Origin of the sequence: Streptomyces sp. NBC_01261 (genome assembly GCF_036226385.1) — a bacterium.
Classification (GTDB): Bacteria; Actinomycetota; Actinomycetes; order Streptomycetales; family Streptomycetaceae; genus Streptomyces.
Genome location: NZ_CP108463.1, coordinates 982,009 through 996,637 on the forward strand (window position 1 = coordinate 982,009; position 14,629 = coordinate 996,637).

General features: G+C 70.9%; 14 protein-coding genes and 1 pseudogene. 11 read left to right on the forward strand and 4 right to left on the reverse strand.

The annotated features are described in order from the left end of the window. Positions 1-3: 3 nt before the first annotated feature. Entirely contained in the window at positions 4-846 is an 843-nt protein-coding gene (locus OG226_RS04300) for a PucR family transcriptional regulator (RefSeq protein WP_329347951.1), read from the reverse strand. Between the two features lie 74 nt (positions 847-920). Here OG226_RS04300 and OG226_RS04305 point away from each other — a divergent pair. Then, positions 921-1,175: pseudogene (locus OG226_RS04305) on the forward strand (ATP-binding cassette domain-containing protein); the annotation flags it as partial. 175 nt (positions 1,176-1,350) lie between these two features. On the opposite strand, the gene OG226_RS04310 reads toward OG226_RS04305, so the two are convergent. Continuing rightward, positions 1,351-3,498 (reverse strand): MMPL family transporter, encoded by a 2,148-nt coding sequence (locus OG226_RS04310; RefSeq protein ID WP_329347952.1) that lies wholly within the window; start codon positions 3,496-3,498, stop codon positions 1,351-1,353. Positions 3,499-3,693: 195 nt separating this feature from the next. On the opposite strand from OG226_RS04310, the gene OG226_RS04315 reads away from it, so the two are divergent. The 8 genes from OG226_RS04315 (at position 3,694) to OG226_RS04350 (ending at position 10,790) form a co-directional block, all read left to right on the forward strand. Beyond that, a complete protein-coding gene (locus OG226_RS04315; RefSeq protein WP_329347953.1) occupies positions 3,694-4,185 on the forward strand; it encodes a hypothetical protein in 492 nt (163 codons plus the stop codon). A 144-nt stretch (positions 4,186-4,329) separates the two neighbouring features. Next, the gene (locus OG226_RS04320; protein ID WP_329347954.1) at positions 4,330-4,635 is read left to right on the forward strand and encodes an MSMEG_0570 family nitrogen starvation response protein; all 306 of its coding nucleotides are present in this window, start codon (positions 4,330-4,332) and stop codon (positions 4,633-4,635) included. Further along, positions 4,632-5,948 carry an MSMEG_0569 family flavin-dependent oxidoreductase gene (locus tag OG226_RS04325; protein WP_329347955.1) on the forward strand — a complete coding sequence of 439 codons (1,317 nt, stop codon included), beginning with the start codon at positions 4,632-4,634 and terminating at the stop codon, positions 5,946-5,948. Before OG226_RS04320 ends, OG226_RS04325 begins: the two co-directional genes overlap by 4 nt. Before the next feature lie 52 nt (positions 5,949-6,000). Then, positions 6,001-6,816 carry an amidohydrolase family protein gene (locus OG226_RS04330; protein WP_329347956.1) on the forward strand — a complete coding sequence of 272 codons (816 nt, stop codon included), beginning with the start codon at positions 6,001-6,003 and terminating at the stop codon, positions 6,814-6,816. A gap of 48 nt (positions 6,817-6,864) precedes the next feature. Beyond that, on the forward strand, positions 6,865-7,386 hold the full coding sequence (locus OG226_RS04335; protein ID WP_033279770.1) for an MSMEG_0572/Sll0783 family nitrogen starvation response protein: 522 nt from the start codon (positions 6,865-6,867) through the stop codon (positions 7,384-7,386). 10 nt (positions 7,387-7,396) lie between these two features. Then, complete coding sequence (locus OG226_RS04340; protein ID WP_329347957.1) at positions 7,397-8,503, forward strand: MSMEG_0568 family radical SAM protein; 1,107 nt, start codon at positions 7,397-7,399, stop codon at positions 8,501-8,503. Continuing rightward, complete coding sequence (locus OG226_RS04345) at positions 8,473-9,939, forward strand: MSMEG_0567/sll0787 family protein (protein ID WP_329347958.1); 1,467 nt, start codon at positions 8,473-8,475, stop codon at positions 9,937-9,939. Before OG226_RS04340 ends, OG226_RS04345 begins: the two co-directional genes overlap by 31 nt. Then, positions 9,936-10,790, forward strand: a complete 855-nt coding sequence (locus tag OG226_RS04350; RefSeq protein WP_329347959.1) for a carbon-nitrogen hydrolase family protein — start codon at positions 9,936-9,938, stop codon at positions 10,788-10,790. Before OG226_RS04345 ends, OG226_RS04350 begins: the two co-directional genes overlap by 4 nt. A gap of 13 nt (positions 10,791-10,803) precedes the next feature. Here the strand turns inward: OG226_RS04350 and OG226_RS04355 are convergent, their stop codons facing one another. Next, complete coding sequence (locus OG226_RS04355) at positions 10,804-12,009, reverse strand: RNA-guided endonuclease InsQ/TnpB family protein (protein ID WP_329347960.1); 1,206 nt, start codon at positions 12,007-12,009, stop codon at positions 10,804-10,806. Between the two features lie 161 nt (positions 12,010-12,170). Between OG226_RS04355 and OG226_RS04360 the strand changes: the two genes are divergently transcribed. Then, positions 12,171-13,007, forward strand: coding sequence for a carbon-nitrogen hydrolase family protein (locus tag OG226_RS04360; RefSeq protein ID WP_329347961.1), 837 nt, complete (start codon positions 12,171-12,173; stop codon positions 13,005-13,007). Further along, positions 13,004-14,089 (forward strand): MSMEG_0565 family glycosyltransferase, encoded by a 1,086-nt coding sequence (locus OG226_RS04365; protein WP_329347962.1) that lies wholly within the window; start codon positions 13,004-13,006, stop codon positions 14,087-14,089. Before OG226_RS04360 ends, OG226_RS04365 begins: the two co-directional genes overlap by 4 nt. Here OG226_RS04365 and OG226_RS04370 read toward each other — a convergent pair. After that, a complete protein-coding gene (locus tag OG226_RS04370; protein ID WP_329347963.1) occupies positions 14,082-14,618 on the reverse strand; it encodes an AAA family ATPase in 537 nt (178 codons plus the stop codon). The genes OG226_RS04365 and OG226_RS04370 overlap by 8 nt on opposite strands. Positions 14,619-14,629 lie beyond the last annotated feature (11 nt).

A 14,629-nucleotide genomic window follows, 5' to 3' on the forward strand; every position in this document is an offset into this window, starting at 1 on the left:
GGCTCAGCGGACCGTTCCACCACCCAACCGGTCGGCCAGGCACGCGAGATAGAGCGCCATGGCCGTCCGGTACTCCCGCAGGGAGCGGCCGGTGATCTGCTCGATCTTGTTCATCCGGTAGACGACGGTGTTCCGGTGGATGTGCAGGACCTCGGCGGTACGGACGAGGTTGAACCCGCTCTCGCACCAGGCGGTCACCGTGTCGCGGAGGGCCGGCCAGTCCGGCTGGGCGCGCAGTTCGGTGGCCGTGAGGTCCAGCAGGCGGTTGCGGGCCGCCTGGCTCACCGCCGTCACCACCTGGTGGACCCGCAGGTCGGTGATCAGATGGACGGGGTCGGTGTCGGCGAACCGGGTACCGAGCCGCAGCGCGTCGCACGCGTCCTGGTAGGAGTCGTGCAACCCGCCGACGGAGGTGGCGGGTTCACCGATCCCGGCGCGGGCGACGAGCCCGTCCTGGGCGGCGATGAGATCGGTGACCCGTCGGCAGTCGGCCACGAGGGAGGGCGTGGAGCATCCGGCGGGGAGCCGGTGCAGGACGCCGATCCAGCCGGGTGCGGTGGCGGCGACGATGTCCTGGGGGTCGGCGAAGATCTCCCCCACGGTGCGCAGCAGTTCGGAGCGGACCAGGGCCATGTCCCGGGTCTGGGTGCCGCCCTGGCGGCGGGGCGCCGGGCGGGGCACGCTCACCTCGAAGGCGACGGCGACCCGCCGTAGGCGCAGGTCGAAGCCGAGTTCGGCGGCGCGGAACACGAGGAAGTCGCCCTCGACGACCTGGGGGTCGTAGGACGCGATGTCGGTGAGGATTTTCTCGGCGGCCCGTTCGGCGAGCAGCCGGGAGCGCAGCATCACGGACTCCCGGAGCAGGATCTCCGTCTGGCGTCGCCGGGGAGGTGGTGCACCGCGACGGCCGCATCGTCTGCCGCGACCTGCCGGGACTGCGCCGCACGGTCGGCATGGTCTTCCAGCGCTTCAACCTCTTCCCCCATCTCACGGCCGTGGAGAACATCATGGTCGCCCAACGCAAGGCCGGTGTACCGGAGTCGGAGGCCCTGGAGCGGGCCGTCACTCTGCTGCGCCGGGTCGGGGGCGCTCACCGCGGCCTCGCACTGCCCGACCGGCTCTCCGGCGGTGAGCAGCAACGCGTCGCCATCGCCCGCGCGTTGGCGCTCCGGCCCGACGGGCTCCCGGTCATCGACCGCGTCCCCGGGCACGACAACGCCTTCGCGGCGACGGGGCACGGCATGCTCGCGTCACCCTGGGGCCCGTCACCGGGCACCATCTCGCCGCCTACGTACGCCCCGACGTGCTCACGCCGTTCCGCTTCGGCCGGGGGTCTTGGACGAGGAGGGCCTAGCCCGCCGGTGCTGTCGGCGCCGGCCCGGACGGTTCCGGGTGCGGGCTGGACGGCGCCACGCGCAGTGGGCGGGCCGCCCAGGCGGGCAGGTGCCAGTTCCAGCCGCCGAACAGGGAGACGAGGGAGGGGACGAGGAGCATCCGCACGATGGTCGCGTCGAGCAGGATACCGATGCCCAGGCCGGTCGCCAGCGTCTTGAGATCGGTGCCCGGTCCCGAGGCCAGCGCGGCGAAGGCGAGGAAGAGGATGAGTGCGGCGCTGGTGACGAGTCGGCCGGTGCGGCCGATGCCCTCGACGACCGCGTCGTCGGTCGAGAGGCCGGCGTCGTACTCCTCCCGGATGCGGGAGAGGATGAACACCTCGTAGTCCATGGACAGTCCGAACAGGAACGCGAAGATCATGATCGGGATCCAGAACGTGACGGCCCCGGTCGCGGCGATACCGAAGAGCGTGTTCGAGCCGTGGCCGTCCTGCCAGAACAGCACCATCAGGCCCAGTGTCGCCGCCAGCGAGATCAGGTTGAGCAGCACCGCCTTCAACGGCAGCAGCAGCGAGCGGAAGGCGCGCACGAGCAGGACGTACGTCAGCAGCGCGATGATCGTGAGCATCAGCGGGAAGTTGCCGTAGACGGCGTGCAGGAAGTCGATCTGTGCCGCGCCGACGCCCGCGACACCGACGACGCCGGGCAGATGCTCGGTGGCGGTCTTGACCCGTCTGACCACGTCGACGCTCTTCGAGTTCACCGTCTCGGTGTCCGGGATGACGACGACGATGCTCTGCCCGCCCCGGTTGCCCGCGGGCCCGGTCGGCACGAGCACGCTGGTCACACCGTCGACCTTGGCCAGCTCGGCGGCGACAGGTTTCGCCTGGTCGGTGCTGACCAGTACCTCCATCGGGGTCAGCGCGCCGGTCGGGACGCCACCGCGCTCCAGGGTCCGCAGGGTGTCGTAGGCCGGGCCGCTCTTGGCCAGCGACTCCGAGGAGGCGAGGCCGATCTTGATGCCGAGGAAGACACCGACCAGGGCCGCGAGCGCGGCCAGCGCGGCGGCGGCCGCGATCCAGCGGCGGCGTACGACAGCGGCGGTCCAGCGGCTCCAGAAGCGGCTCGCCCGGTTCTCGTGCCGGATCTTCGGCCAGTCGACCTTGGGTCCGATGCCGCCCAGGATCGCGGGGGTCAGGGTGAGCGTCGTCAGCACGCTCGCGAGCGGGATGAGTGCGCCGCCGTAGCCCATGCTGCGCAGGAACGGGACGGGCAGGACGACCAGGGAGAGCAGGCCGATGGCGACCGTGACGCCGCTGAACACGATCGCGTGTCCGGCGTGCTGCATCGCGACCACGACCGCCTCGTGGTTGTCCCGGCCGCGGTCGCGCTCCTCGCGCCAGCGGGTGACGAACAGCAGCGAGTAGTCGATCGCCACGCCCAGGCCGATCAGGGCGACCAGGAACTGCACGATGAACGACACGTCGGTGGCGTAGGTGAGCGGCAGCAGCATCACGAAGGTCGCGAGGATCGACACCGCGGCCACGAGCAGCGGCAGCAGGGCCAGGAAGGAGGCGAACACGAAGGCGAGGACCGCGAGTGCGCCGACGGCGCCTAGGAGCGTCTCGCCGAGCACCCCGGGTCCGCCCCCGTCGTCGCCACCGGAGGCCAGGGGGTCCTCGCCGGTCACCCCGATCACCGCGCCCGCCGGCTGGGCCTTCTCCGCCGCCGCGCGGATCGGGTCGGTCAGCGGTTTCTGGCTGGGTGACGGGTTGAACCGGTAGAAGACCAGCGCGTAGGCCGTGCGGTCGTCCTTCGTCCGGAAGGCCTTGTCCCCGGTGTTCGCCTCGTCGATGAGCCGCACGCCCGGTACCGCCGTGCCCACGGCCGTGAACACCTTCCCGACGTCCGTCTCGTGACCGGTGATCGTCTGCCCGGCCGGCAGGGTGACCGCGACCAGATAGGGGTTGGTGTCGCCGCCGCTGCCGAAGGCGTCCTCGATCTTGTGCGCGGTCACGGTGCCGGGCTGGCCCGGCAGGGAGAAGTCGATCGTCAGCCGGTCCGTGGTGCGACCGGCGAGCAGGATGCCGGCGACCAGCACCAGACCCCAGAACGCCACTACCGCCTTGCGATGCCGAAGAACGAATTCCGCCCACCGTCGCATGCCGGACCTTCCCCGGATCGTTGGTTGCGCGAGTCTAGTCCGCCGCTCTCTTCCTCCGCTATTGGAGGGGTCCATCCGATTTACGGCGATCCGGAGGCGTGAAATCCGCACCCGCCGCCCTCGGGAAGAAATGACGCCGAAGGGGGCGTTGCCCTACTGGATCACCATCGGACGTCTGAGAACGGAGCAGTCGAGGTGAGCGACGCGATAAACGCCGACACCCGCAACCGGGTCGAGGCCCCTACTCCGACGCCCGACGTGCTGGAGCGGGTACGCCGACACCGGCGTCACACCCTGGAACTGCTCACCGTCTGCGCCGTGGGGCTCGTCCCGTGGACGGTCCTGCTGGCGACGACACTGCCGTCCGGGTACGAGGTCCACCAGTGGCGCCTGACCTGGGTCGGATTCGACGTCCTGCTCGTGGTCGCGATGGCGTCCACCGCGCTGCTCGGCTGGCGCCGGAACCGCGCCGTCATCCTGGCGGCGCTCACCACGTCGGTACTGCTGATCTGCGACGCGTGGTTCGACGTGTCCCTCGCCTTCGGCACGTCGGAGGTCTGGTGGTCGGCGGCGTTGGCACTGTTCGTCGAACTGCCGCTGGCCTTCTACCTGATACGCCGGGTGATGGGGATGATCTCGCTCGCCCATTGGCCGTCCGCCGAGACGTCAACGGGCGATGACAAATAGCTGACATCGCCCCCGAGTCGCGGTGAGGTTTTCGCAACTCCCCTTTGTTCCCGATGACTTCGTTCGGAAATCCCCAGGGCCGAAGTTTGTCGCCATGGAGAGCGGCGAGGTGGCAAGACCTCGGCGCGCGGCATGGAGGATGTCATGCCCGAGATGTATTTCGATGTGCGCTGGCCCGACGGACTGATCCAGCGCTGCTATTCACCCTCCACGATAGTCGAGGACTACTTCACTCCGGGCTCCGCATACGAGCTCGCCGAATTCGTCGAGCGCAGCCGTACGGCGCTCGGTATCGCCGGGGAGCGGGTACGGGAGAAGTTCGGCTTCTTCTGCACCGGCGCCTCCGACCAACTCGCCCGAATAGAGCGGACGGCCGCGGCATACGCAGACGTCAGCGGGGCCAAGGTCACGGTCGAGGCCCTCACCGGTGCCGACGGGAGCCCCCGATGAGCCCGGCGGTACGGCTGGCCGGCGCGCACTACTCGGTGGCCGTGGTGGGCGGCGGCCAGGCGGGACTGTCCGTCAGCCACGAGCTGCGTGAACGCGGCGTCGACCACGTCGTGATCGAGGCCCACCGGGTCGGACACGAGTGGCGCGAGCGCCGCTGGGACTCCTTCTGCCTGGTGACCCCCAACTGGCAGTGCAGGCTGCCCGGTTACCCCTACCAGGGTGACGATCCCGACGGCTTCATGGTGCGCGACGACATCGTGCGGTACCTGGAGGGCTACGTCGCCCACTTCCGCCCGCCGCTCGTCGAGGGCGTGACGGTCACCCGGCTGCGGCGTTCCCCGAGCGGGGTCTTCGAACTCGCCACCACCGGCGGGGACTTCACCGCCGACCAGGTGGTGATAGCAACGGGCCCGTACCACACCGCCTCGCTCCCCCCGATGGCCCAGCGCCTGCCCGACTCCCTCACCCAGGTCCACTCCTCCCGCTACCGCAACGCGGCCCAACTCCCCCCGGGCGCCGTCCTGGTGGTCGGCACCGGCCAGTCCGGCTGCCAGATCGCCGAGGACCTGCACCTCGCCGGACGCCAGGTGCACCTGGCCGTAGGCAGCGCCCCGCGTGTCGCCCGCGTCTACCGCGGCCGCGACTGCGTGGCCTGGCTCGACGAGATGGGCCACTACGCGAAGAGCATCGACGACTTCGACGACGCCGGCGCGGTCCGGATGCGCGTCAACCACTACGTCACCGGACGCGACGGAGGCCGCGACATCGACCTGCGCGCCTTCGCCCGCGACGGCATGCGGCTGTACGGCCGGCTCACCGAAGTCACCGGTACGGCACTGGAGTTCGCCGACGACCTCAAGATGAACCTCGACCACGCGGACGCCGTGGCCGAGGGCATCAAGGACGCCATCGACGCCCACATCACCGCCCAGGGCATCACCGCACCGGACGAACCCCGCTACGTTCCCGTGTGGGAGCCGGACGACCAGCCCCGCGAACTCGACCTGGCCCAGGCCGACATCACGTCCGTCGTCTGGTCGACCGGGTTCCGCCGCGACCACCGCTGGATAGAGGCACCCGTGTTCGACGGCCGCGGCTACCCGATGCACTGGCGCGGCGCCACCAGCGTCCCCGGCCTGTACTTCCTCGGCCTGCCCTGGCAGCACTCATGGGGTTCGGGACGCTTCGAAGCGGTGGGCAGGGACGCGGAGTTCCTCGCGAACCACATCGAGGCGTCCCGCCGCCTGGCCGACGTCTGCGGCACCCTCACCGGCGCCCCCACCGACCTCGTCTCCGCCCTCCCCATCGGCTGAGGAAGAGGACGAGGAGAAGAAGAGGACAAGGACGAGGAACGGGACGACACTCATGGTCTACGACGCACACCGCCACATCGGCGTCCTCCCCGCCTACCCCTTCTACGGCGGCCCGCCGGTCAACCCCGACACCACCGCCCGCGCCACCGTCAAGCAGCTCATCGCCGACCTGGACGCGGAGGGCACCGAACGTGCCCTGGTCATCCCGAACTACGGCGTCCCGGACCCCGCGATCGCCTTCTCCTTCAACGAGTTGGCGATCGAGGCCGCCCAGACCGACGACCGTATCCGCGCCGGGCTCTGGGTCTCCCCGCGCCCCGAGGACGAGCAACGCACCGCCCAGGCACTGGAGTTGGCGGGCGAACGGGGCGTGAAGGCGCTCAAGCTGAGCTTCCTGCTCGGCGGGCGGCCAACCGACCCGGCCTGCCGCCCCCACCTGGACCGCATCTTCGCCGAGGCGGCCCGGCACGGGCTGGTGGTGCACGTCCACACCTCCCCCGGTGCCGCCTCCGACATCGACGAGGTCGGCCACCTGGTCGACTGGTACGCCGATCAAGTCCCCGTCCATCTCGTGCACTTCGGCGGCGGGATGAGCGGCCACATCAAGCTCGCCGGTTCCCGGTTCTTCGACTGGATCACCGCCGGCAAGCACGTCTACACCGACCTCTCCTGGGCCATCGGTTTCACTCCCCGCTGGCTGGCCCGGGAGATCGAGCGCCGCGGTATCGGCCACGACCGGGTGCTCTTCGCCAGCGACCAGCCGTGGGGCGACTTCACGGGCGAGTACGCCCGCCTCGCCGAAGCGACCGGCGGCGGCGAACTCGGCGACCTGGTCTTCCGGGACACGTTCGCCGCGCTCTACGACTGACCGACTCCCCTCTCAAGTCTCAAGTCCGGTACGCACAAGGAGACAGCCATGTCCGAAACCGTCGAACTCAGCGAGATCGAGCAGCAGTCCCTCAACGAGATCCCCCACCCGTCCCTCCCCGACGGCACCAGCATCTACGGCGCCACCAAGGTGTTTCCCGACTACAAGGCCGAGGACGGCGAGACGTACTTCACGCTCGTCCACGGCATCGCCCACGAGTCCTCGGTCTCCTTCGTCGCCGTACTCCAGGCGACCCGCGCCCTGCGCAAGGGCTTCGAGACGGCCATCTACTTCTACGGCCCCGGCTCCCTCAACTGCCTTGCCACGCGCGGCTTCCCGACCACCGGCAACTCGGCCTTCCCCGGCGAGCACAACATCAACAACCAGCTCAAGACGTTCATCGCCGAGGGCGGCAAGGTCTTCTGCTGCCGCTTCGGCCTCTCGCTGCACGGTGCCCGCGAGGAGGATCTCATCGAGGGTGTCATCCCGACCCACCCGCTGGACGTCCAGGACGCGCTGATCCACTACGCGCGCAAGGGCGCCATCATCAACTCCACCTACCAGCTGTAAGGGGGCCGCTGTGAGCGTTGGCACCGAATCGACGAGTACGGCGGTGGATGTGCGCATCCTGACCCGCGCCGAACTCGCCCTGCACGGCGTCGCGTTGGACGCCCCCGTACGGCGGCCCGACGGCGCGGGTCCGAGCGGCGACGGTCACGTCCTCGTCGACGGTGCCAACGCCGCACTGCCCACCAACCCGGCCAGCCCCTACCGCGTCCGCGACGGCAAGGTGTGGCTCGGCGACGAGGACGGACAACTCACGGACACCGGGCTCACGTTGACCGCCGTGGACCGCCCGAAGTTCTACGACCTCACCACCACCGACGGCACACCCTACGAGCACATCGCCCGCCTCCACGGCGCCGACGTCCTCGCCACCACCGTCGTCCAGACCTGCATCCGCTACGCCGAGTCGGACCGCTGCCGCTTCTGCACCATCGAGGAGTCCCTGCGTTCGGGCGCGACGGTCGCCGCCAAGACACCGGCGCAGCTCGCCGAAGTCGCCGAAGCGGCGGTGCGGTTGGACGACGTCAGGCAGATGGTCATGACCACGGGCACGACGACCGGCCCCGACCGGGGCGCGCGCAATCTCGTCCGCTCCGTACGCGCCGTACTCGAAGCCGTCCCCGGCCTCCCCGTCCAGGTGCAGTGCGAACCACCCGGCGACCTCGCCTGGATCCGCGCCCTGCACGACGCCGGGGCCACCACGATCGGCCTCCATGTCGAGTCCCTCGACGAGGAGGTCCGGCGGCGCTGGATGCCGGGCAAGTCGACCGTCCCCATGGCCGAGTACGAGGCCGCCTGGGACGAGGCGGTACGGGTCTTCGGCCCGAACCGCGTCTCCACCTACCTGCTCGTCGGACTCGGCGAGAACCCGGACGAACTCATCGCGGGCGCGGGCGAGCTGATCGACCGGGGCGTCTACCCGTTCGTCGTCCCGTTCCGCCCGATGGCCGGCACGCTCGCCGCCCGCGACGGCATCCCGGCACCCAGCGCCGAACTCCTGACCTACGTCACCGAGCGCGTCGCGGCCAGGCTGCGCGCCGCCGGGATGAGCGGCGCCGACCAGAAGGCGGGCTGCGCGGCCTGCGGCGCGTGCAGTGTCCTGCAGTCGGCGGGCGGGTGATGGCCGTGTACCTCGACGGCTCCACGGCACCCCTCGTGACGGACGGGCCGGTCGACATCCTGGCGCTGCTGGGCGACCGGAGCACCCTCGACCGCCGCCCCGCGTTCCACATCGAACAAGCCGCCGACAAGGCCGAGTTGGCGGCCTACCGACGGCTGCGCACGGAGACCTTCGTCCACGAACAGGGACTCTTCACCGGCGACGACCTCGACGACCGTGACGCCGACGCCCGTACCGTCGTCCTGGTCGCCCGGGCCCCGGACGGCGGCGTGATCGGCGGGGTGCGGCTGGGCCCGGTCGACGACGGTCCCGACCTCGGCTGGTGGCAGGGCGGCCGGCTGGTCGTCGCCCCACAGGCACGCGGCCCGCACGGAATCGGCGCGGCGCTGGTCCGGGCGGCCTGCGCACGCGCCGAGGCGGAGGGCGTCCTGCGGTTCGACGCGACCGTACAGGCCCGCAACGAGGTCCTCTTCCGCCGCCTCGGCTGGCGGCCGGTGCGGGCCACGGAGGTCGCCGGTACGCCACACGTCCTGATGCGCTGGCCTATCGCGCGCATCGCGGCCCAAGTCGCAGCCACTAAGGCCGCGTTGGGCCAACTGCTCGCCGAACTCCCCGCCCCGCCCGGCTTCGTCGGCGACGACGGCGCGCCCGTCCCCGGCACCGATGTGATCGCCGCGTGCGACGCGATCGTGCCGTCGATGGTCGAGCGGGACCCCGAGTGGGCGGGCTGGTGCGCGGTCCTCGTGAACGTCAACGACCTTGCCGCGATGGGCGCTTCACCGGTCGGACTCCTGGACGCGGTGGGCGCACGCGATGCGGCGCACGCCGCGCTGATCCTCGCCGGACTGACCGAGGCCGCACGGGCCTACGCCGTCCCGGTGCTCGGCGGTCACACCCAACTCGGCGTCCCCGCCGCCCTGTCGGTGACCGCACTCGGCCGCACCGGCCGACCCGTGCCCGGCGGCGGCGGACGCCCGGGGCACGCCGTACGGCTCACGGCCGACCTCGGCGGCGACTGGCGCGCGGGCTACCGGGGCCGCCAGTGGGACTCGACCACCCGGCGTCGCACGGACGAACTGCGCACGATGACAAGGGCGGTGGCCGCCGCGCGACCGGCCGCCGCGAAGGACGTGTCGATGGCCGGGATCGCCGGCACGCTGGGGATGCTCGCCGAGGCGAGCGGCTGCGGTGCGGTGCTCGACGTGGCCGAGGTGCCACGTCCGACGAACGCCTCGATGGGCGACTGGCTGACCTGCTTCCCCGGCTTCGCGATGCTGACCGCCGACGAGCCGCACGCGCCGGCGCTGCCCGCCGGGCCCGCGACGGGCGCCGTGTGCGGGGAGTTGACCGCTGGGCAAGGGGTCGGGCTGCGCTGGCGCGACGGAGAGATCACCGAGGCGGTCGCCTCCGAGGTGACCGGAATGGGGACGGCATGAGCACGCTGCGGATGGCGGCCGTGGCCGCCGAGTTCGGCCGCGACCTGGAAGAGGACTTCGCGATCGCCGAACGGCTCATCAAGGAGGCCGGGGAACAGGGCGTACGACTCCTCGCACTCCCGGAGGCCTGCCTGGGCGGCTATCTGCTCAGCCTGGACGACGACAGCGAGTTGGACGAGGGCCCGCCCGCGCTCGCCCTCGACGGCCCGGAGATCCGCCGACTGGCCGCCCTCGCCGGGGAGTTGACGGTCGTAGCGGGATACTGCGAGGCCGCAGGGGACGGGCGGCAGTACAACAGCGTCGTCTGCGTGACAGGCGACGGCGTCCTCGGCAACCACCGCAAGGTCCACCAACCCCTCAGCGAAGATGCGAGTTACGCCTCGGGCGACCGTTTCCACGCCTTCGACACACCGGTCGGCCGGCTCGGGATGATGATCTGCTACGACAAGGCGTTCCCGGAGTCGGCGCGGGCCCTGGCGCTGGACGGCGCCGAGATCGGGGTGTGCGTGTCGGCCTGGCCGGGCGCTCGCACCAAGGCGAGCGCCGATCTCGAACAGGACCGCTGGAAGCGGCGTTTCGACCTGTTCGACCGGGCCCGCGCGCTGGAGAACCAGATCGTGTGGCTGTCCGCGAACCAGGCGGGCACGTTCGGGTCGCTACGCTTCGTCGGCAGTGCCAAGGTCGTCGACCCGGGCGGCGAGATCCTCGCCGACACGGGCGTGACGGCCGGCATCGCCGTCGCCGAACTCGACGTCGCACAGGCCCTGGAGACCGCCCGCCGGTCGATGGGACACCTGCGCGACCGGCGGCCCGAGACCTACGGACCAGCCCCGGGAGCAGTCACCGCTTGACTTCCTCCCCCGCCTAAAGGCGGGGAATTCCAGCGGTCGCCCGCGGGGGTTCCTGCTTCACCGACGACTGCCCGCCAGGAGTACTCCCTTGAGGTCTTACACCGTCTCCACAGGCCGAGACGGCCAGCCCGGCCGCCTTGATGTTGCGGGCCGCGTTGATGTCGCGGTCATGTACGGCGCCGCAGGCGCATGTCCACGTGCGGACGGTCAGCGGCATCTTCGCCGCGACCGTGCCGCAGGTTCCGCACAGCTTGCTGCTGGGGAACCAGCGGTCGATCACGACGAGTTCGCGCCCGTACCAGGCGCACTTGTACTCCAGCATCGAGCGCAGTTCCGTCCACGACGCGTCCGAGATGGCGCGTGCCAGCGTGCCGTTCTTGAGCAGGTTGCGGACGGTGAGGTCCTCGATCACGACCGTTTGGTTCTCACGGACGAGACGAGTCGACAGCTTGTGCAAGTGGTCGCGGCGCCGGTCGGCGATCCGCGCATGCACGCGGGCGACCCTGCGGCGGGCCTTCTCCCGGTTCGCCGAGCCCCTGGCCTTGCGGGACAGTTCCCGCTGCGCCTTCGCGAGACGAGCGCGGTCACCGCGCTCGTGCCGGGGATTGGTGACCTTCTCCCCAGTGGACAGGGTCACGAGGGACGTGATGCCGGCGTCCAGGCCGACGGCCGCTGTGGTGGCGGCGGCCGGGGCGATGGTGTCGTCGCACAGCAGGGACACGAACCAGCGGCCCGCCGCGTCGCGGGACACTGTCGCCGTGGTCGGCTCGCTGCCCTCCGGGAGGGGGCGCGACCAGCGGATGTCCAGCGCACCGGCCATCTTCGCCAGAATCAGCTGTCCGTCGCGCCACGTGAAGGCGCTGCGCGTGTACTCGGCCGACGCCCGCGACTTCTTCCGGGACTTGAAGCGCGGATACTTCGCACGCTGGGCGAAGAAGTTCCCGAACGCCGTCTGAAGATGCCGCAGCGCCTGCTGGAGCGGGACCGAGGACACCTCCGCCAGGAACGCGAACTCCCCGGTCTTCTTCCACTGAGTCAGCTCGGCCGACGACTGGACGTAGGAAACGCGGCGCTGCTCCCCGTACCAGGCCCGTGTGCGCTCTTCCAGCGCCTTGTTGTAGACAAGCCGGACGCAGCCGAACGTGCGCGACAACTCAGCTGCCTGCTCGTTCGTAGGGTAAAAGCGGTACTTGAACGCCCGCTTGACCTGCCGCGCCATACCTCACACCGTATCAACCCCCGTGTGAGCGGCGGGTGTCGGCCGGTGGACGGTGCACACCGGTCCGCCCTGACGGCGAACCAGCTTCTCCTGCCCAGCTTCGCAGGAGCTTCGCTTCCTCCCCCGGCCGAGGCCGGGGGTGTCCACGAAGGAGAGTCCCGATGAGCACCATCCGGATCGCGGCCGCGGCCGCCCACTTCGGCCGCGACCTGGAGTTCGACCTGGCCCGCGTCGCCAAACTCATCGACGACGCCCGCGGCAACGGCGCCGGACTGCTGGTGCTGCCCGACGCCACGCTCGGCGGCTACCTCGCCGACCTGCGCCACCCCGACCCGCAGACACTGCCCCCGGCCCTCATGCCGGACGACCCGCTGATCCTCCAAGTCGCCCGCCTGGCGGCCGAGATGGTGGTGTGCGTGGGCTATTGCGAGGACGGCGGGACCGAGCGCTACAACGCCGCCGTGTGCGTCAGCGGCGACGGCGTCCTCGGCCGGCACCGCAAGGTCCATCTCCCGGCCGGTGAGGTCGCCGCGTACACGGCAGGGGACCGCTTCGACGCCTTCGACACCCCGGTCGGCCGCCTCGGCATGCTCATCGACTACGACAAGACCTTCCCCGAGTCGGCCCGTTCGCTGGCCCTGGACGGCGCCGAGATCCTCGCCTGCCTCTCCGCCTGGCCCACCAGCATCACCAACCGCGCCCCCCGCATGGCCCAGGACCGCCAGGCCCGCCTCTTCGACCTGTACGACCAGTCGCGCGCCGCCGAGAACCAGGTCGTCCTGGCCTCCTCCAACCAGACCGGCGCCATGGGCGGCATGCGCTTCCTCGGCCAGGCCAAGGTGGTCGGCCCGGGCGGCGACATCCTCGCCCGCACCTGGTCCAAGGCCGGGCTCGCCGTCGCCGAGATCGACGTCGCCGCCGAGACCGACCGGGCCCGCCGCGTCCTACGCCACCTCGACGAACGCCGCCCCGACGCCTACCGGGAGTCCCGTACGTGAAGATCGCCCTGCTCAGCTACTCCACCAAGCCGCGCGGCGGGGTCGTCCACACCCTCGCCCTCGCGGAGGCCCTCGCGGCACTGGGCGAGGACGTCACGGTGTGGACCCTGGGCCGGGGCGGCGACGCGGGCTTCTTCCGCCCGGTGAACCCGGCGGTACGGCTCCAGATCGTCCCGTTCCCCGACGGCCCGCCCACGGAGACCGTCGGCGAACGCATCCTGCGCTCCATCGCCACCCTCCGCTCCGCCTTCGACGCCACTCCCTACGACGTCGTCCACGCCCAGGACTGCATCAGCGCCAACGCGGCCGGCCCCTGCGTCCGCACGGTCCATCACCTCGACCACTTCACCACCCCCGAACTGGCCGCCTGCCACGAGCGCGCGATCGTCGAGCCGTACGCGCACATCTGCGTATCGGGAGCCGTCGCCGGGGAGTTGGCCGCCGGCTGGGACATCGAGGCGCAGGTCATCCCCAACGGCGTGGCCTACGACCGTTTCGCCGCCACCGACCCTGCCGCGCGGGCGAGTTGGCGCTCCCGCCTCGGCCCGTACGTCCTCACCGTCGGCGGCATCGAACCCCGCAAGGGCTCGCTGGACCTGCTGGAGGCCTACGCCCTGCTGCGCGCCGCCCGTCCCGACGTCCGCCTGGTGATCGCGGGCGGCGAGACGCTCTTCGACTACCGCGACTACCGGGCGAGTTGGGAGGCGCGGTCGGCCGAACTCGCCGTAGAACCAGTGGTGTTGGGGCAGGTCGGAGAGGACGAGCTGCCGTCGCTGGTCGCTGCGGCGGACGCGTTCGCGTTCCCGTCTCTCAAGGAGGGCTTCGGTCTCGCCGCGATGGAGGCGTTGGCGGCGGGTGTTCCGTTGGTCGTGCGGGATCTGCCCGTGCTGCGTGAGGTGTTCGGCGGAGCCGCTCAATTCGCCACCACACCACGGGACTTGGCCACCGAACTCGTATACGCCCTCGCGACGCAGGACCCGACCCGCGCCGCCGCCGGACGTGCCCTCGCCGCCCGCCACACCTGGGACGCGGCAGCGCACAGCCACCTCGACTTCTACCGCTCGCTAGGCCGTCCTACGTAGGCAGCAGGGGCACCAAGGTCGTCAGCCAGGCCATCGTGTCGTCGGGGCGGGCGAACCTGTGTGTGGTGAGCGGTGCGAAGCGGGGATCGCTGATCCGGCGTTCGATCTCGCGGCGTCGGCTCGTGTGTTGGGCCCAGGCCCACCAGACCGGGTGTTCGCGGCTCAACCAGCCTGCCCAGGTCTCCCTGTTGCCGCCGAAGATGCTTTCGCGGGTGACCGTGCGTCTCACGGAGCGGCGCAGGACGCGCGGCATGATCACGCGTCTCGCGTAGTCCAGCCAGATCACCGTGTCGGCCTTCTCCCAGAGCACATCGCGGACTTCGGGCGAGCCGATCGAGTCGATGATCCAGCGGGGTTCGGAGGTGAGGCGCAGGACGTCGGCGGTCAGGGCTTCGTTGACGGTCCAGTCGGGGCCGGTGAAGTAGAGGGCGTCCATCTCGTGGTGCGGCACTCCGAGTCGCTCGCCCACGGCCCGTGCGAGCGTCGACTTGCCCGCGCCTGTCACCCCGACCACCAAGATCCGCTCCATCCACGCACCCT

Excerpts from the sequence above, each read along its gene's own strand:
- OG226_RS04300 (WP_329347951.1), bottom strand. The coding sequence starts at position 846 with ATGCTGCGCTCCCGGCTGCTCGCCGAACGGGCCGCCGAGAAAATCCTC.
- OG226_RS04310 (WP_329347952.1), bottom strand. The coding sequence starts at position 3,498 with ATGCGACGGTGGGCGGAATTCGTTCTTCGGCATCGCAAGGCGGTAGTG.
- OG226_RS04320 (WP_329347954.1), top strand. The coding sequence starts at position 4,330 with ATGCCCGAGATGTATTTCGATGTGCGCTGGCCCGACGGACTGATCCAG.
- OG226_RS04325 (WP_329347955.1), top strand. The coding sequence starts at position 4,632 with ATGAGCCCGGCGGTACGGCTGGCCGGCGCGCACTACTCGGTGGCCGTG.
- OG226_RS04330 (WP_329347956.1), top strand. The coding sequence starts at position 6,001 with ATGGTCTACGACGCACACCGCCACATCGGCGTCCTCCCCGCCTACCCC.
- OG226_RS04335 (WP_033279770.1), top strand. The coding sequence starts at position 6,865 with ATGTCCGAAACCGTCGAACTCAGCGAGATCGAGCAGCAGTCCCTCAAC.
- OG226_RS04350 (WP_329347959.1), top strand. The coding sequence starts at position 9,936 with ATGAGCACGCTGCGGATGGCGGCCGTGGCCGCCGAGTTCGGCCGCGAC.
- OG226_RS04355 (WP_329347960.1), bottom strand. The coding sequence starts at position 12,009 with ATGGCGCGGCAGGTCAAGCGGGCGTTCAAGTACCGCTTTTACCCTACG.
- OG226_RS04360 (WP_329347961.1), top strand. The coding sequence starts at position 12,171 with ATGAGCACCATCCGGATCGCGGCCGCGGCCGCCCACTTCGGCCGCGAC.
- OG226_RS04370 (WP_329347963.1), bottom strand. The coding sequence starts at position 14,618 with ATGGAGCGGATCTTGGTGGTCGGGGTGACAGGCGCGGGCAAGTCGACG.